The organism is Kitasatospora sp. NPDC029312 (assembly GCF_055569215.1).
In genome coordinates this window covers 197,674-213,639 of sequence record NZ_JBVHXY010000003.1, presented here as the reverse complement: position 1 = coordinate 213,639, position 15,966 = coordinate 197,674, and the positions used below count along the sequence as shown (strand labels likewise).

Annotated in this window: 25 protein-coding genes; 24 read left to right on the top strand and 1 reads right to left on the bottom strand. The window is 67.7% G+C overall.

Annotated features, from left to right (window positions below):
- Positions 1–56: 56 nt before the first annotated feature.
- Positions 57–746 carry a glycosyltransferase family 2 protein gene (locus ACZ4WV_RS03980; RefSeq protein WP_465742468.1) on the top strand — a complete coding sequence of 230 codons (690 nt, stop codon included), beginning with the start codon at positions 57–59 and terminating at the stop codon, positions 744–746.
- Positions 743–1,120: a DUF2304 family protein gene (locus ACZ4WV_RS03975; protein ID WP_465742466.1), complete on the top strand. Its 378-nt coding sequence runs from the start codon at positions 743–745 to the stop codon at positions 1,118–1,120. The genes ACZ4WV_RS03980 and ACZ4WV_RS03975 overlap by 4 nt, the downstream gene beginning before the upstream one ends.
- Before the next feature lie 85 nt (positions 1,121–1,205).
- On the opposite strand, the gene ACZ4WV_RS03970 is transcribed toward ACZ4WV_RS03975, so the two are convergent.
- Positions 1,206–2,897: a hypothetical protein gene (locus ACZ4WV_RS03970; RefSeq protein ID WP_465742464.1), complete on the bottom strand. Its 1,692-nt coding sequence runs from the start codon at positions 2,895–2,897 to the stop codon at positions 1,206–1,208.
- Between the two features lie 456 nt (positions 2,898–3,353).
- On the opposite strand from ACZ4WV_RS03970, the gene ACZ4WV_RS03965 reads away from it, so the two are divergent.
- From ACZ4WV_RS03965 to rpmD, 22 genes are all read left to right on the top strand, one after another.
- The gene (locus ACZ4WV_RS03965; RefSeq protein WP_465742462.1) at positions 3,354–4,247 is read left to right on the top strand and encodes a glycosyltransferase family 2 protein; all 894 of its coding nucleotides are present in this window, start codon (positions 3,354–3,356) and stop codon (positions 4,245–4,247) included.
- Between the two features lie 145 nt (positions 4,248–4,392).
- Positions 4,393–6,213 carry a hypothetical protein gene (locus ACZ4WV_RS03960; protein ID WP_465742460.1) on the top strand — a complete coding sequence of 607 codons (1,821 nt, stop codon included), beginning with the start codon at positions 4,393–4,395 and terminating at the stop codon, positions 6,211–6,213.
- A gap of 419 nt (positions 6,214–6,632) precedes the next feature.
- Complete coding sequence (gene rpsJ / locus ACZ4WV_RS03955) at positions 6,633–6,941, top strand: 30S ribosomal protein S10 (RefSeq protein WP_012785157.1); 309 nt, start codon at positions 6,633–6,635, stop codon at positions 6,939–6,941.
- A gap of 14 nt (positions 6,942–6,955) precedes the next feature.
- A complete protein-coding gene (rplC, locus tag ACZ4WV_RS03950; protein ID WP_153460994.1) occupies positions 6,956–7,603 on the top strand; it encodes a 50S ribosomal protein L3 in 648 nt (215 codons plus the stop codon).
- A gap of 4 nt (positions 7,604–7,607) precedes the next feature.
- Positions 7,608–8,285 (top strand): 50S ribosomal protein L4, encoded by a 678-nt coding sequence (gene rplD / locus ACZ4WV_RS03945; RefSeq protein ID WP_465742458.1) that lies wholly within the window; start codon positions 7,608–7,610, stop codon positions 8,283–8,285.
- Positions 8,285–8,602: a 50S ribosomal protein L23 gene (gene rplW, locus ACZ4WV_RS03940; RefSeq protein ID WP_030280768.1), complete on the top strand. Its 318-nt coding sequence runs from the start codon at positions 8,285–8,287 to the stop codon at positions 8,600–8,602. The genes rplD and rplW overlap by 1 nt, the downstream gene beginning before the upstream one ends.
- 46 nt (positions 8,603–8,648) lie before the next feature.
- Positions 8,649–9,485: a 50S ribosomal protein L2 gene (gene rplB, locus ACZ4WV_RS03935; protein ID WP_030232466.1), complete on the top strand. Its 837-nt coding sequence runs from the start codon at positions 8,649–8,651 to the stop codon at positions 9,483–9,485.
- Positions 9,486–9,496: 11 nt separating this feature from the next.
- Positions 9,497–9,778 (top strand): 30S ribosomal protein S19, encoded by a 282-nt coding sequence (gene rpsS, locus ACZ4WV_RS03930; protein WP_030280772.1) that lies wholly within the window; start codon positions 9,497–9,499, stop codon positions 9,776–9,778.
- Positions 9,779–9,836: 58 nt separating this feature from the next.
- Entirely contained in the window at positions 9,837–10,184 is a 348-nt protein-coding gene (gene rplV / locus ACZ4WV_RS03925) for a 50S ribosomal protein L22 (RefSeq protein ID WP_030280773.1), read from the top strand.
- Complete coding sequence (gene rpsC / locus ACZ4WV_RS03920; RefSeq protein ID WP_280696288.1) at positions 10,184–11,008, top strand: 30S ribosomal protein S3; 825 nt, start codon at positions 10,184–10,186, stop codon at positions 11,006–11,008. Before rplV ends, rpsC begins: the two co-directional genes overlap by 1 nt.
- 5 nt (positions 11,009–11,013) lie before the next feature.
- Complete coding sequence (rplP, locus tag ACZ4WV_RS03915) at positions 11,014–11,433, top strand: 50S ribosomal protein L16 (protein ID WP_030232476.1); 420 nt, start codon at positions 11,014–11,016, stop codon at positions 11,431–11,433.
- Positions 11,433–11,657, top strand: a complete 225-nt coding sequence (gene rpmC / locus ACZ4WV_RS03910) for a 50S ribosomal protein L29 (protein WP_030232478.1) — start codon at positions 11,433–11,435, stop codon at positions 11,655–11,657. The genes rplP and rpmC overlap by 1 nt, the downstream gene beginning before the upstream one ends.
- Complete coding sequence (gene rpsQ, locus ACZ4WV_RS03905; RefSeq protein ID WP_030280777.1) at positions 11,657–11,929, top strand: 30S ribosomal protein S17; 273 nt, start codon at positions 11,657–11,659, stop codon at positions 11,927–11,929. Before rpmC ends, rpsQ begins: the two co-directional genes overlap by 1 nt.
- A 103-nt stretch (positions 11,930–12,032) precedes the next feature.
- Complete coding sequence (gene rplN, locus ACZ4WV_RS03900) at positions 12,033–12,404, top strand: 50S ribosomal protein L14 (RefSeq protein WP_030232481.1); 372 nt, start codon at positions 12,033–12,035, stop codon at positions 12,402–12,404.
- Between the two features lie 14 nt (positions 12,405–12,418).
- On the top strand, positions 12,419–12,730 hold the full coding sequence (rplX, locus tag ACZ4WV_RS03895; protein WP_030263484.1) for a 50S ribosomal protein L24: 312 nt from the start codon (positions 12,419–12,421) through the stop codon (positions 12,728–12,730).
- Positions 12,730–13,299: a 50S ribosomal protein L5 gene (gene rplE, locus ACZ4WV_RS03890; RefSeq protein ID WP_030280779.1), complete on the top strand. Its 570-nt coding sequence runs from the start codon at positions 12,730–12,732 to the stop codon at positions 13,297–13,299. The genes rplX and rplE overlap by 1 nt, the downstream gene beginning before the upstream one ends.
- A 4-nt stretch (positions 13,300–13,303) precedes the next feature.
- Complete coding sequence (locus tag ACZ4WV_RS03885; RefSeq protein ID WP_030055830.1) at positions 13,304–13,489, top strand: type Z 30S ribosomal protein S14; 186 nt, start codon at positions 13,304–13,306, stop codon at positions 13,487–13,489.
- A 269-nt stretch (positions 13,490–13,758) separates the two neighbouring features.
- A complete protein-coding gene (rpsH, locus tag ACZ4WV_RS03880) occupies positions 13,759–14,166 on the top strand; it encodes a 30S ribosomal protein S8 (protein WP_207810340.1) in 408 nt (135 codons plus the stop codon).
- Between the two features lie 22 nt (positions 14,167–14,188).
- On the top strand, positions 14,189–14,728 hold the full coding sequence (gene rplF / locus ACZ4WV_RS03875; RefSeq protein WP_350743497.1) for a 50S ribosomal protein L6: 540 nt from the start codon (positions 14,189–14,191) through the stop codon (positions 14,726–14,728).
- Positions 14,729–14,731: 3 nt separating this feature from the next.
- Entirely contained in the window at positions 14,732–15,115 is a 384-nt protein-coding gene (gene rplR / locus ACZ4WV_RS03870) for a 50S ribosomal protein L18 (RefSeq protein ID WP_031063032.1), read from the top strand.
- Between the two features lie 48 nt (positions 15,116–15,163).
- Positions 15,164–15,784: a 30S ribosomal protein S5 gene (gene rpsE / locus ACZ4WV_RS03865; RefSeq protein WP_030280788.1), complete on the top strand. Its 621-nt coding sequence runs from the start codon at positions 15,164–15,166 to the stop codon at positions 15,782–15,784.
- Positions 15,784–15,966 (top strand): 50S ribosomal protein L30, encoded by a 183-nt coding sequence (gene rpmD / locus ACZ4WV_RS03860; protein ID WP_030055835.1) that lies wholly within the window; start codon positions 15,784–15,786, stop codon positions 15,964–15,966. Before rpsE ends, rpmD begins: the two co-directional genes overlap by 1 nt.

Below are 15,966 nucleotides of genomic sequence, written 5' to 3'. Positions count from 1 at the left end.
CGATAGACAGACCCGAGGCACGGGCCGCCGTGCCGTTCGCCAAGCATGGAGCACCTGTGTCCGAGTATGACAACGTCTGGCTGGTGATTCCGGCGTACAACGAAGGCCAGGTGATCGCCGATGTCGTGGAGGGGGCACGCAAGACCTTCCCGAACATCGTGGTGATCGACGACGGCTGCACCGACGACACGGCCAAGCACGTGATGTCGACCGGCGCGCACCTCGTGCGGCACCCGGTCAACCTGGGTCAGGGCGCCGCGCTCCAGACCGGTCTGAAGTACGCGCTGGAGCAGGAGGGCGCCGAGTACTTCGCCACCTTCGACGCGGACGGCCAGCACCAGACCGCCGACGTCGAGAAGATGGTGGCGCTGCTGCGCCGGGGCGAGGCCGACATCGTCCTCGGCTCCCGCTTCATCGAGCAGACCGGCCAGGTGCCGTGGATCAAGCGGGTCGTGCTCCGCACCGCCGCCGCCGTCAGCCCGACCGCCCGAAAGCTGAAGCTCACCGACGCGCACAACGGTCTGCGCGTGATGAACCGTGAGGCCGCCAGCCGGATCAAGATCACCATGAACGGCATGGCGCACGCTTCGGAGATCGTTTCCTTCCTCGCCGGCTCGGACCTGAGGGTCGCCGAGGTCCCGGTGGACATCCTGTACACCGACTACTCGCGCGCCAAGGGCCAGTCCCTGATCAACGGCGTGAACATCCTCTTCGACATCTCGCTGCGGGAGCGTAACCGCCGATGAATCACCTCTGGATCCAGCTGATCCTGGTCCTGGCCGCGGTGGCCATGGCCCTCCTGTTCGTCCGGCGCTGGGACGCCGCGAACACCCGGGCGTGGAAGCGCATCGCCTTCGCGCTGTTCGTGATCGCCAACGTCGTCGCCATCCTGTGGCCGACCGGCGTGACCAAGCTGGCCACCGCGCTGGGCGTCGGCCGCGGCACGGACCTGGTGCTCTACCTGATGGTGATCGCCATGGGCTTCCTCACCCTCAACACCTACCTGCGCTTCCGCTCGCTCGAGAAGAAGCTCACCGACCTGGCCCGCACCGTGGCCATCAACGAGGGCGTCCGCCACAACAACGACCGCCTGGACACCCCGGTCGGCTCCGACCGCTGACCGCTGGCCGTACCGACGGCGCAGCACGTACGGCTGAGGGCCGGCACCCCGCCAGGGGTGCCGGCCCTCAGCCGTTGTGGTGGGCTCAGCCCCGCAGCAGGGACCGCAGCACCGTACTGATCCGGCCGTCCGCCTTGGGGGCGCGGGGGTAGGGGTTGCTGTCCGGGCAGCTCAACACCTGGTACTCGGGCTTCTGCTGGTTCTCCTGGTCCTTCCGCACCTTCGCCGCCTGGTCGTAGACGGCCGGCGGACGGGGGTCGACGCACTCCTTGGCCCACGGCGAGCAGATGCCGTCCGGGCCGCGCAGGCTCTGGGCGGTGTAGGCGAAGTTGCCGGTGCTGTCGATGCGTGAGCTCGGCTCGGGCATGTACCGGCTTCCGGTGGAGGATCCCGCCATGCCGAACAGCAGACCGAGCGCGCAGAGCGAGGCGAGGGCGTACCGGCGGGGCGTACGGACGCCGGTGGTCGCGGGTGCCTCGGCGGCCGTCCGTCGGCGCTTCTGCAGGTAGCGCTCGACGCTCAGGAACAGCGCCAGGCCGGTGAGCACGATGAAGCAGTACAACAGCTGCTGGTTGGTGCGCGGGTAGAGCATCACCGCCTGGTTCTTGTACATGTGGGCGGCGTACCAGTAGCGCATGAGGAAGGCGCTGGCCGCGGCGGCGGCGGTCGCCAGCACCACGGAGTTGCGCGGGCCGAGCACGATCGCGGCGGCGGCGCCGACCAGTAGCAGGATGGCGAACAGACCGACGCCGCCGATCTCACCGGGTTGGGGCCAGGTTCCCAGCCCGAGACCGCCGGGCATGTCGCTGCCCCACATCGTGAAGTAGGTCGGCTCGGTGTAGACGTCGAAGTAGCAGTAGCGGTCGACGGCTCCGCCGGCGGAGGAGACGAACTTGGTGAGGTAGAGACCGGAGACCGCGACGAACGCCGCGACGGTCGAACCGACCAGCACCAGGGCCGTGACCAGGGCGCCGGCTCCGTGGGTGCGCCACTGCCGGACCAGCAGGACGACGCCCATCAGCATCAGGCCGGCGGCGGACCAGACGAACCAGCCGGAGTACAGCAGGAACAGCAGGCCGAGCACCGCCCCGATGACGGCTCCCAGCACGGTGGCACGACGCCGGCTCAGCAGCTGGGAGCGCTGGATGAGTTGCAGCAGCTTGGCCAGCACCGGAAGCAGTCCGACCAGCACGATCGTGGTGTACGGCTTGTACGGGTCGGCGAGCGGGAGCGAGGCGGTGACCCCGATGCCCAGCGCCCACAGCGGCGGGAGGATCAGGCGCCAGGCCACGTACGCCGTCGGCCCCAGCAGGGCGATGAACGCCAGGCTGGTGATCTTGAGCGCGTGGCCCGGATCACCGTCGGTGAAGTGCTGGGCGTACCAGCCGAGCAGGTGCGGGAACAGCGGCGGATAGGTGTCGTCGATCGGCTGGCCGTGAATGAGGTTGAAGGCCCAGCCCTGCAGCACGCCGGCGTCGCCGCCCTGGCCGCCGAGCGGCCAGGGGGTGCCGCGCAGTGCGAGCGAGACGGCCCCGGCGAGCACTCCGCTGGAGAGCCCGGCGAATATCGCGGCGCCGAATTGCACCGGGAGTATCGGCCAACGGCGCATGACGAGAAGCAGCAGCCCGACCGTGGCGCCCATCGAGAGCAGCAGAATGAGCTGCAGGGAGGCGAGCCCGCTGACCTGACCGGCACGAACCATCGGATTCACGTCGATGAATCGGGCTGCCCAGGTCATGGTCACGGCCGCGGAGACGCCGATGAGTCCTTCGACCACCAGCCACCAGACTGAACTCTGGCGCCCGTACACCCGTTGAACCGGCGGGGGGATCAGCGGTTGTTCGGGCGACCGCTGAGGCCTGTCGGCGCGGTGCGGAACGCTGATGGTCATCGTGAGGAGCCCTTCAGAACCCGAGTGCCCGGGGGTCGGTATAGTCATCCGAACATATCTTAGGGGTGGAGGGTCGGCGAACTCGGCTGACGGTCATTTGAATCGGGAAATACGGACATTGGCCGCGTCAATTCATTTCCCGGTTACCCATGGGAAATCGTTGCCGATGGTCGGTATTTCCGATCGGCACCGTTTGCGAACCCGCGTGCGCGCCGCCGGTGCCGGGGGCGGAACGGTCGGCCGACGCGACCGTTCGAAAAAGCTGGTTGACTTGGCTCGCCCCGGCGGCCGCGGCCGGGCGGCACCCGAGCGTGATCCAGGACCAGGAGGTGCGGCGCCGTCATGAGCGTCGATTTCGTCATCCCGTACTACGGCGACCCGGAGTACCTGTTCGCCACCATCGACAGCATCCGGGCCCAGAACCAGCAGGACTGGCGGCTGACCGTGGTGGACGACCAGTACCCGGGCAACCGGGCGCTGGAGTACATCGAGGGCCTGAACGACGACCGGATCCGGTACGTCCGCAACGAGGAGCGGCTGGGCCCCAACGGCAACACGTACAAGGCGTCGACCCTGGCCGAGCGCGAGTTCGTCTCCATGATGGGCGCCGACGACCTGCTGGAGCCGGACTACCTGGACGTCGTCCTGGAGCGCATGAAGGCCGACCCGAACGCGATCGCGGTCCAGCCGGGCGTGAAGGTGATGGACAGCGACGGGAACCTGGTGCCCTCGCTCGGCATCGGCGACAAGGTCAAGCGCCGGATCGCCGCCCCCGCCCGCAAGGCCGGCGTGATCAGCGGTGAGGACGCGGTGAAGAGCCTGCTGTCGGGCAACTGGCTGTACACCCCGTCGCTCCTCTACCGGCAGTCCGCGCTGTCGAAGATCCCGTACCGCCCGGACATCGACGCCGTCCACGACCTGGCGTTCATGGTCGACATGCTGATGGAGGGCGGCAACCTGCTGGTCGACGAGCGCGAGGTGTTCCGCTACCGCCGGCACCAGGCCAGCGACTCCTCGACCCGGGTCAAGGACGGCAAGCGCTTCGACGAGGAGCTGCGCTACTACGGGCTGATCGGCAAGGAACTGCGTGCCAAGGGCTGGAACGCGGCGGCCCGCTCGGCCGACCTGCACCTCTCGTCCCGTCTGCACGCCCTGATGGTGGCCGCCGGACGCCTCGGCGCGGGTGACTTCGCCCACGCCGGCGCCATGGTCGGCCGTGCCGTCCGCAGCAGCTGACCGGCGCGGATCGTCCGCAGCCGGCTCTCCGCCCGGAGCACCGGCTCCGGGCGGCGGTTTTATCATGTCGGCTGATCCCGATCGCCGACCCACCCCGCCACTCCATGCCACTCACCGGACGTGGCCACGCACGGAAGTGACAGACATGACTGATCTGGCCACCAGCCCGGTCGGCGGCTCCGAAGCGGAGCCGCGACAACCGGAGGGCGCGTCCGCTGCCCGCCCCGGGTGGATGGACGGCCTGCTGGCGCGGCCCTGGGCGGTCCGTTCGGCCGAGGCACTGGTCTCGGTCGTGGCGGCGTTCGTCTTCACGCTGCTCTGCATGCGCATCAACGTCAACCCGCTCAACCGCGTCGGCCAGGTCAGCGGTCTGGCCATGGTTCAAAAGTACGCCGCCGTGGTCGGCCTGCCGGTCCTGGCGGTGCTGCTCTACACCGCCTACCGGGGGAGTCTGGCCCGCTACCAGCTCGCCCAGCGGCTGGTCTGCGCGGCCGTCGCCGGGCTGGCCACCGGCGCGGTCGCCGGCGGCATCGCGGTGGCGCTGAACGGCACCGACTGGGGCCTCGGCGGCCAGGAGGGCGACCCGGGCAACCTCATCGGAATGGCCAACGACATGCTGCGCGGCCAGGGCCTGCCCGGCGTCTACCCGCCCGGCTTCCCCGCCGTGCTGGCGGTCTGGTCGAAGCTGTTCTACGGGGGTGTCGGCGGCGTCGGCTACGCCATGAAGGACGTCCAGCTGATCTGCAGCGCGCTGGTCGGCCCGATGGCGTACCTGTCCTGGCGACTGCTGCTGCGCCCGTTCTGGGCGCTGCTGATCGCCGTCCCGTCCGCGATCCTCTTCCTGGACCCGATCCGTCCGTACAGCCACGTCACGATGCTGGTCATGGTGCCGATGCTGGCCGCGGCCCTGCGCGAGCTGCGCCGGGCGCACGAGCTGACCACGCGCTCCACCGTGCTGCGCGGCATCGGCTTCGGCGTCTCGTTCGGCGTGATGTTCCTCTGGTACTCGGGCTGGTTCGTCTGGGCCGCGCCCGGCGTGCTGGTGCTGACGCTGTTCCTGGTCCCGTGGCGCCGGGGCGCCGCCCGGATCAAGCGGGTGGTGCTGTTCCTGGCCGTGACCCTGGTGAGCGCCGGCGTGGTCGGCTCGCCGCTGCTGTACGAGCTGGTGAAGCAGGGGGCCCAGGCGAAGGACCGGTACGCGTACCTCTCGGTGTACATCGACCCGGCGTACGTCATGGGCTGGGCCTCGGACCGCAACGGCGACCTCAACTACCACGACTTCCCGTGGCGCGGCGAGCTCGCCGGGCAGAGCGCCTACACCCTGATGCTGCTGGCCGGCGCCGCGCTGGCGCTCGGCCTCGGACTGCGCAGCGTCCTGGTCCGGACCACCGCAGCGACCCTGATCAGCGCCTGGCTGCTGCGCTTCTACTTCGCCTCGCACCTGGCCAAGGACAAGGCCGTGATGCTGTACCCGCGCACCACCTGGATCATCCTGTACGCGCTGATGATCCTCGCGGTGCTGGGCCTGATGTTCGCCGTCCAGCGGGGCACCGCCTGGCTGCGGACGGTGCAGCGCGTCGGCGTCGACGGCGGGCCCGCGCCGATCACGCTGCGGCCGGCGGTCACCGGCCGCCTGGTCGCGGGCGCGGTCTGCGCGATGGCGCTGTTCGCCGCCATGTCGGCCTCCTGGTCGGTGGACCGGTACATGCCGACCACCAAGCCGGAGTACGTCCCGACCGCCGACGCCAAGGGCGTCGACATGGGCGCCGACGCCTGGCGCGCGCACATCCTGGTGAACCGCAACGGCAAGTGCCCCAAGTACGACCCCGCCGGTCCCACCGACTGCGCCCCGGTCAACAAGGGCCTGCACGAGTACAACAACGAGCCCGACAAGGGCCGGCTGTGGTGCGCCAACGTGACCGGCGACGAGTGGGCGCTGGTCTGCGGTTCGAAGCGTCCGTGGTGACGCGGGCCGGCGGCGGAGGCCGCCACTGACGACGGTCACCCCCTCGGGGCCGGTGAGGTGCGCCTCACCGGCCCCGATTGGCATCCGGGCTGCTCCATGTGGCAGTATGTCCAAGTTGCTCGGTTGAGTGCCGATGCTGCGCGCCTCCCGCCGGGAGGACTGGAAGCGAGTCCCATGTACTCGTCGTTCCCGTGATGGCCGTCAAGCGTGAGTTCTACGCCACGGCAGCTGCGGGGCGGACGTACGGGAATCTTCCGGGAAGCGTGTGCGGGGCCTCGACCCGGCTCCCCCCAACCCAGAAAGTTCGAAACCGACGAGTTCTTCGCCGGTTTTTTGCAAGCGCGAGTGCGACACGCCCGAGCGCGGGGGTCGGCGGGGATTCGTGCAGTGACTAACGACAGAAGGACTACTGAGTAGCCATGGCGGGACAGAAGATCCGCATCCGGCTCAAGGCCTACGACCACGAGGTCATCGACTCCTCGGCGAAGAAGATCGTCGAGACGGTGATCCGTACTGGTGCGCAGGTCGCGGGCCCGGTGCCGCTGCCCACTGAGAAGAACGTGTACTGCGTCATCCGCTCGCCGCACAAGTACAAGGACTCGCGCGAGCACTTCGAGATGCGTACTCACAAGCGTCTGATCGACATCCTCGACCCCACGCCGAAGACGGTTGACTCGCTGATGCGTCTCGACCTGCCGGCTGGCGTCGACATCGAGATCAAGCTCTGAGAGGCGCACCGAAGATGGCTAAGCAGATTAAGGGCATCCTGGGCGAGAAGCTCGGCATGACCCAGGTCTGGGACGAGAACAACCGGGTCGTCCCGGTGACCGTCGTCAAGGCTGGGCCGAATGTCGTGACCCAGGTCCACACCGCCGACAGCCCGGCCGGCTACGACGCCGTCCAGATCGGCTTCGGCGAGATCGACCCCCGCAAGGTGAACAAGCCCCTCGCGGGCCACTTCGCCAAGGCCGGTGTCACCCCGCGCCGTCACCTGGTCGAGCTCCGTACCTCGGACGCCTCCGAGTACACCCTGGGCCAGGAGATCACCGCCGAGCTGTTCGAGGCGGGTGTCAAGGTCGACGTGACCGGCACCTCCAAGGGCAAGGGCTTCGCCGGTGTCATGAAGCGCCACAACTTCCGTGGTCTCGGCGCCGGTCACGGCACCCAGCGCAAGCACCGTTCGCCCGGTTCCATCGGTGGCTGCGCCACCCCGGGCCGTGTGTTCAAGGGCCTGCGCATGGCTGGTCGGATGGGCCACGAGCGTGTGACCACCCAGAACCTGACCGTGCACGCGGTCGACGCGGAGAAGGGCCTGCTGCTCATCAAGGGCGCCGTCCCGGGCCCGAACGGCGGCCTCGTCCTCGTCCGCACCGCGGCGAAGGGGCTGTGAGGAAATGAGCACCATTGACATCCTGTCGCCGGCTGGCGACAAGACCGGCAGCGTCGAGCTGCCGGCCGAGATCTTCGACGCGAAGGTCAGCGTTCCGCTGATGCACCAGGTCGTCGTGGCGCAGCTCGCTGCGGCCCGTCAGGGCACCCACAAGACCAAGACTCGCGGCGAGGTCCGCGGTGGCGGCAAGAAGCCGTACCGCCAGAAGGGCACCGGCCGCGCCCGTCAGGGCTCGACCCGTGCGCCGCAGTTCGCCGGCGGTGGCGTCGTGCACGGTCCCGTGCCGCGCGACTACTCGCAGCGGACCCCGAAGAAGATGATCGCCGCCGCCCTGCGCGGTGCGCTCACCGACCGGGCCCGCCACAACCGCATTCACGTCGTCACCGGCGTGACCGCGACCGAGGCGCCGTCGACCAAGGCCGCCAAGGGTCTGTTCGGCAAGATCACCGACCGCAAGAACGTCCTCCTGGTCGTCGAGCGCTCGGACGAGCTGGGCGTCAAGTCCGCTCGCAACCTGCCGAACGTGCACATCCTGGACGCGGGTCAGCTGAACACCTACGACGTGCTCGTCTCCGACGATGTGGTCTTCACCCAGGCCGCCTTCGAGCGTTTCGTGGCCGGTCCGGCCGCGTCCGCCAAGGCCGTTGCCGCTGAGGGCGAGCTCGAAGGGAGCGCCGCCTGATGAGCGACGTTACGAGCAAGACGTTCACGGACCCCCGTGACGTCCTGGTGAAGCCGGTCATCTCCGAGAAGAGCTACAGCCTTCTCGACGAGAACAAGTACACGTTCATCGTGTCGCCGGGCGCCAACAAGACCCAGATCAAGCAGGCCGTCGAAGCGGTCTTCTCGGTCAAGGTCGAGGCTGTCAACACGATCAACCGTCAGGGCAAGCGCAAGCGGTCCAAGACGGGCTTTGGCAAGCGCAAGGACACCAAGCGCGCCATCGTGACGCTGGCCGAGGGCAACCGCATCGACATCTTCGGTGGTCCGGTCTCCTGAACAAGGAGATCGTGATCGTCGATTAGGACGAGGACGAGAGAGCCAAATGGGCATCCGCAAGTACAAGCCGACTACGCCGGGCCGTCGTGGCTCCAGCGTGGCCGACTTCGTAGAAATCACGCGGTCCACGCCGGAGAAGTCGCTGGTTCGCCCCCTGCACAGCAAGGGCGGCCGTAACAACGCCGGTCGTGTCACCGCTCGCCACCAGGGTGGCGGTCACAAGCGCGCCTACCGCGTGATCGACTTCCGTCGTCACGACAAGGACGGCGTGCCGGCCAAGGTCGCGCACATCGAGTACGACCCGAACCGCACCGCGCGCATCGCGCTCCTGCACTACGCGGACGGCGAGAAGCGCTACATCATCGCGCCGCGCGGCATCGCGCAGGGTGACCGGATCGAGAACGGCGCTGGCGCCGACATCAAGCCGGGCAACAACCTGCCGCTGCGCAACATCCCGGTCGGTACCACCATCCACGCGGTGGAGCTGCGTCCCGGCGGCGGTGCCAAGCTGGCCCGCTCGGCCGGCTCCGGCATCCAGCTGCTGGCGCGTGAGGGCAAGATGGCGCACCTGCGCATGCCCTCCGGTGAGATCCGCCTGGTCGACGCGCGCTGCCGCGCCACTGTCGGCGAGGTCGGCAACGCCGAGCAGTCGAACATCAACTGGGGCAAGGCCGGCCGCATGCGCTGGAAGGGCGTCCGCCCGACCGTGCGTGGTGTCGCCATGAACCCGATCGACCACCCGCACGGTGGTGGTGAGGGTAAGACCTCCGGTGGTCGCCACCCGGTCTCGCCGTGGGGTAAGCCCGAGGGCCGTACCCGTCGCCCGAACAAGGCGTCGGACAAGCTCATCGTGCGCCGCCGCAAGACCAACAAGAAGCGCTAGGAGCAGGTCAGATGCCGCGCAGTCTCAAGAAGGGCCCCTTCATCGACGGCCACCTCATCAAGAAGGTGGACGCTCAGAACGAGGCGGGTACTCAGAACGTCATCAAGACCTGGTCCCGTCGTTCCGTGATCTCCCCGAGCATGCTCGGTCACACGATCGCGGTCCACGATGGCCGCAAGCACGTCCCGGTGTTCGTCACCGAGTCGATGGTCGGCCACAAGCTCGGCGAGTTCGCTCCGACCCGCACCTTCCGTGGCCACGTGAAGGAAGACCGGAAGTCGAAGCGTCGCTAAGCGCCTGAGCTTTCAGCGCCAGTACGACTCAATGACTTACTCCATTAAGGGGACAACCATGGAAGCCAGGGCTCAGGCGCGGTACATCCGCGTGACGCCCATGAAGGCCCGCCGCGTGGTGGACCTCATCCGTGGCATGAATGCCACGGAGGCCCAGGCCGTCCTGCGTTTCGCTCCGCAGGCAGCCACCGTGCCGGTCGGCAAGGTGCTCGACAGCGCCATTGCCAACGCCGCGCACAACTACAACCACTCCAACGTGGACGACCTCTACATCTCCGAGGCGTACGTTGACGAGGGCCCGACCCTGAAGCGGTTCCGTCCGCGTGCCCAGGGCCGCGCCTACCGGATCCGCAAGCGGACCAGCCACATCACCGTGGTCGTCAGCAGCAAGGAAGGGACCCGGTAATGGGCCAGAAGGTTAACCCGCACGGGTTCCGCCTCGGCATCAGCACGGACTTCAAGTCCCGCTGGTACGCCGACAAGCTGTACAAGGACTACGTCAAGGAAGACGTCGCCATTCGTCGCATGATGACGAAGGGCATGGAGCGCGCCGGCATCTCCAAGGTCGAGATCGAGCGCACCCGCGACCGCGTCCGCGTCGACATCCACACCGCCCGTCCCGGCATCGTCATCGGGCGTCGTGGCACCGAGGCCGACCGCATCCGCGGCGACCTCGAGAAGCTGACCGGCAAGCAGGTCCAGCTGAACATCCTCGAGGTCAAGAACCCCGAGCTGGACGCCCAGCTCGTGGCTCAGGGCGTCGCGGAGCAGCTGTCCTCCCGCGTCTCCTTCCGTCGTGCCATGCGCAAGTCGATGCAGGGCACCATGAAGTCCGGCGCCAAGGGCATCAAGGTCCAGTGCTCCGGTCGTCTCGGCGGCGCCGAGATGAGCCGTTCGGAGTTCTACCGCGAGGGTCGCGTGCCGCTGCACACCCTCCGCGCGAACGTCGACTACGGCTTCTTCGAGGCCAAGACGACCTTCGGCCGCATCGGCGTGAAGGTCTGGATCTACAAGGGCGACGTCAAGAACATCGCCGAGGTCCGCGCTGAGAACGCCGCTGCCCGCTCGGGCAACCGCCCGGCCCGTCCCGAGGGTGGTCGTCCCGCCCGCGGTGGCGAGCGCCGTGGTGGCGAGCGCGGTGGCCGTGGCCGTCGTCCCGCCGCTGCCGAGGCCCCCGCGGCCCCGGCGGCCGAGACTCCGGCTGCTGAGAACACCGGAACGGAGGCCTGACCGCAATGCTGATCCCCCGTCGGGTCAAGCACCGCAAGCAGCACCACCCGAAGCGCCGTGGCGCTGCCAAGGGTGGCACCGAGCTGGCGTTCGGCCAGTTCGGCATCCAGGCCGTGACCCCGGCCTACGTGACGAACCGTCAGATCGAGTCCGCTCGTATCGCGATCACCCGTCACATCCGTCGTGGCGGCAAGGTCTGGATCAACATCTACCCGGACCGCCCGCTCACCAAGAAGCCGGCCGAGACCCGCATGGGTTCCGGTAAGGGTTCGCCGGAGTGGTGGATCGCGAACGTGCACCCGGGTCGGGTCATGTTCGAGCTGTCGTACCCGAACGAGAAGGTTGCTCGCGAGGCGCTCACCCGTGCCGCGCACAAGCTGCCGATGAAGTGCCGGATCGTCCGGCGCGAGGACGGTGAGAGCTGATGTCGGCCGCTACCAAGGCTGCTGAGCTTCGCTCGCTGGACAACGAGGGTCTCGTTGCCAAGCTGCGCGAGGCCAAGGAGGAGCTGTTCAACCTCCGCTTCCAGGCGGCGACCGGGCAGCTCGACAACCACGGACGGCTCAAGCTCGTCCGTAAGGACATCGCGCGGATCTACACCCTGATGCGCGAGCGCGAGCTGGGCATCGAGACGGTGGAGAACGCCTGATGACTGAGAACACCAACGAGACGCGCGGTTTCCGCAAGACCCGTGAGGGTCTCGTCGTCAGCGACAAGATGGACAAGACCGTCGTCGTCGCCGTCGAGGACCGCGTCAAGCACGCTCTGTACGGCAAGGTCATCCGCCGTACGAACAAGCTGAAGGCGCACGACGAGCAGAACGCGTGCGGCGTGGGCGACCGGGTCCTCCTCGCGGAGACCCGCCCGCTGTCCGCGACGAAGCGCTGGCGCGTCGTCGAGATCCTCGAGAAGGCCAAGTAACGAAGCCGATGAGGTACGGCCGTATGTGCAACGGGTCCCCCCGGGGACGCCGATGTGAGCAGCGGCCGGCCCGTCGACTCTCGTTGACGATCAGGAGAAAGCTGTGATCCAGCAGGAGTCGCGACTGCGTGTTGCCGACAACACTGGTGCCAAGGAGATCCTTTGCATCCGTGTTCTCGGTGGCTCCGGTCGCCGCTACGCCGGAATCGGGGACGTCATCGTCGCGACCGTCAAGGACGCGATCCCCGGTGGCTCGGTGAAGAAGGGCGACGTCGTCAAGTGCGTCGTCGTCCGCACCGTCAAGGAGCGCCGTCGTCCGGATGGCTCGTACATCCGCTTCGACGAGAACGCTGCTGTCGTGCTGAAGAACACCGAGGGTGACCCCCGCGGTACCCGTATCTTCGGCCCGGTGGGCCGCGAGCTGCGCGACAAGAAGTTCATGAAGATCATCTCGCTGGCGCCGGAGGTGCTCTGACCATGGCGAACAGCATGAAGATCAAGAAGGGTGACCTGGTCCAGGTCATCACCGGCAAGGACAAGGGCAAGCAGGGCAAGGTCATCCAGGCCATGCCGGCTGAGAACAAGGTCCTGGTCGAGGGTGTCAACCGGGTCAAGAAGCACACCAAGCCGGGTCCCGGTACCCAGGGTGGCATCGTGACCGTCGAGGCCCCGGTGCACGTCTCCAACGTCCAGCTGGTCGTGGAGAAGGACGGCAAGAAGGTCGTCACCCGCGTCGGTTACCGCTTCGACGACCAGGGCAACAAGATCCGCGTTGCCAAGCGGACCGGTGAGGACATCTGATGTCTGAGACGACTGTTGAGAAGGTGGCCCCCCGCCTCAAGGAGCGTTACAACTCCGAGATCAAGGGCCAGCTGCAGGAGCAGTTCTCGTACGAGAACGTCATGCTGATCCCCGGCCTGGTCAAGGTCGTGGTCAACATGGGTGTCGGCGAGGCCGCCCGTGACAGCAAGCTGATCGAGGGCGCGATCCGCGACCTGACCGCGATCACCGGTCAGAAGCCGGCCGTGACCAAGGCTCGCAAGTCCATCGCGCAGTTCAAGCTGCGCGAGGGCCAGCCGATCGGCACCCACGTCACCCTCCGTGGTGACCGCATGTGGGAGTTCCTGGACCGTCTGGTGTCGCTGGCTCTGCCGCGTATCCGTGACTTCCGTGGCCTCTCCCCCAAGCAGTTCGACGGCCGTGGAAACTACACGTTCGGTCTGACCGAGCAGGTCATGTTCCACGAGATCGACCAGGACAAGGTCGACCGTCAGCGCGGTATGGACATCACCGTCGTGACCACCGCTCAGACCGACGACGAGGGCCGGGCGCTCCTGCGCGCTCTGGGCTTCCCGTTCAAGGAGGCGTGAGCCAATGGCGAAGAAGTCCCTCATCGCGAAGTCCGAGCGTAAGCCGAAGTTCGGCGTCCGGGCCTACACCCGGTGCCAGCGCTGCGGCCGTCCGCACTCGGTGTACCGCAAGTTCGGCCTGTGCCGTGTGTGCCTCCGTGAGATGGCGCACCGCGGCGAGCTGCCGGGCGTGACCAAGAGCTCCTGGTAATCCAGCGCTCTAGGCACCGCTAGCGAAGCAGAGGTGCCCGATCCCACAGCGGCCCGTTTTGGGCCTGCCGTACGGAGTCCCGTAGGGTAGTGGGGTCGGGCCCCCTGCCGCGGCTTCCCCATGGATGTCCGTGGCCCTCTTCTGGGAGGGCTCGCACCCAGTCTTACTACGTCGCAGGTCCCCTGCGCTTGTGCCCTTGGCGCACTCGGAAGAGTGCGACAGGGGGACCTGGCGCGGAGAAACCACGGCGAGAGAGGCCTGAGGCCATCATGACCATGACCGACCCCATCGCAGACATGCTCACGCGTCTGCGCAACGCGAACTCGGCGTACCACGACTCTGTCGCGATGCCGTCGAGCAAGATCAAGGCGCACGTCGCCGAGATCCTGCAGCAGGAGGGTTACATCTCCTCCTACAAGGTTGAGGAGCCCGCTGAGGGCGAGGTCGGCAAGAAGCTGACCATCGAGCTCAAGTTCGGCCCCAACCGTGAGCGCTCCATCGCCGGCATCAAGCGCATCAGCAAGCCGGGTCTGCGCGTTTACGCAAAGTCCACCAACCTGCCGAAGGTGCTCGGCGGCCTGGGCGTGGCGATCATCTCCACGTCCTCCGGCCTCCTGACCGACAAGCAGGCCGCCAAGAAGGGCGTAGGCGGAGAAGTTCTCGCCTACGTCTGGTAATTCGGGAAACGGAGGTACAGCAATGTCGCGTATTGGACGGCTGCCCATCCAGGTCCCCGCTGGCGTGGACGTCACCATCGATGGCCAGACGGTCTCGGTGAAGGGCCCCAAGGGCTCCCTCACCCACGTCGTCGCTGAGCCGATCGAGATCGGCAAGGGCGAGGACGGCACCGTGCTCGTCACCCGCCCGAACGACGAGCGTCGCTCGAAGGCCCTGCACGGCCTGACCCGCACGCTGGTGGCGAACATGATCACCGGCGTGACCCAGGGCTACCGCAAGTCGCTGGAGATCAGCGGTGTCGGCTACCGCGTGAACGCGAAGGGCTCCGACATGGAGTTCTCGCTCGGCTACAGCCACCCGATCCTGGTCACGGCGCCGGAGGGCATCTCCTTCGTCGTCGAGTCGCCCACCAAGTTCCACGTGGACGGCATCGACAAGCAGAAGGTCGGCGAGATCGCCGCGAACATCCGCAAGCTGCGCAAGCCCGACCCGTACAAGGCCAAGGGCGTCAAGTACGCGGGCGAGGTCATCCGCCGCAAGGTCGGAAAGAGTGGTAAGTAAGCGATGAGCGTCTCTGTCAAGATCGGCAAGGGCAACGCCTACAAGAGCGCCGCTCGCAAGCGCCGCGCGATCCGCGTTCGCAAGCGCGTCGTCGGCACCGAGGTGCGTCCGCGTCTCGTCGTGACGCGCTCGAACCGTCACATGGTCGCCCAGGTCATCGACGACGCCAAGGGTCACACCCTGGCGTCGGCGTCCACCCTCGACGTGTCCATCAAGGGCACCGAGGGCGACAAGACCGAGCTGGCCAAGAAGGTCGGGAGCCTGGTCGCCGAGCGCGCCAAGGCCGCCGGCATCGAGTCGGTCGTCTTCGACCGCGCGGGCAACCGGTACGCCGGCCGCATCGCCGCCCTGGCGGACGCGGCTCGCGAGGCCGGGCTCGACTTCTAAGCCGCTCGTCGACTCTGTCGACGGACGTAAACGAGAGAGGTAATTCCAATGGCTGGACCCCAGCGCCGCGAAGGCGGCGCCGGTCGCGGCACGGGTGGCGAGCGGCGCGACCGTAAGCGTGACGGTCAGGGCAACGCCCAGGCTGTCGAGAAGACCGCTTACGTCGAGCGCGTCGTCGCGATCAACCGTGTCGCCAAGGTTGTCAAGGGTGGCCGTCGCTTCAGCTTCACCGCGCTCGTCGTGGTGGGCGATGGCGAGGGCACCGTGGGTGTCGGTTACGGCAAGGCGAAGGAGGTTCCGGCCGCCATCGCCAAGGGTGTTGAGGAGGCCAAGAAGAACTTCTTCCGCGTCCCCCGTATCCAGGGCACCATCCCGCACCCCATCCAGGGTGAGAAGGCCGCCGGCGTCGTGCTGCTGAAGCCCGCCGCCCCCGGTACCGGTGTTATCGCCGGTGGTCCGGTGCGTGCCGTCCTGGAGTGCGCCGGCATTCACGACATCCTGTCGAAGTCGCTCGGCTCGGACAACGCGATCAACATCGTGCACGCCACCGTGGCCGCTCTGAAGGGCCTCGTGCGCCCCGAGGAGATCGCCGCCCGCCGTGGCCTGCCGCTGGAGGACGTGGCTCCCGCCGCCCTGCTGCGGGCTCGTGCTGCCGGGGTGAGCGCCTGATGGCTCGCCTGAAGATCACGCAGACCAAGTCGTACATCGGCAGCAAGCAGAACCACCGCGACACCCTGCGTTCGCTTGGTCTCAAGCGCATGCACGACGTGGTGGTCAAGGAGGACCGTCCCGAGATCCGCGGGATGGCCCACACGGTCCGTCACCTGGTGACGGTTGAGGAGGTGGACTGA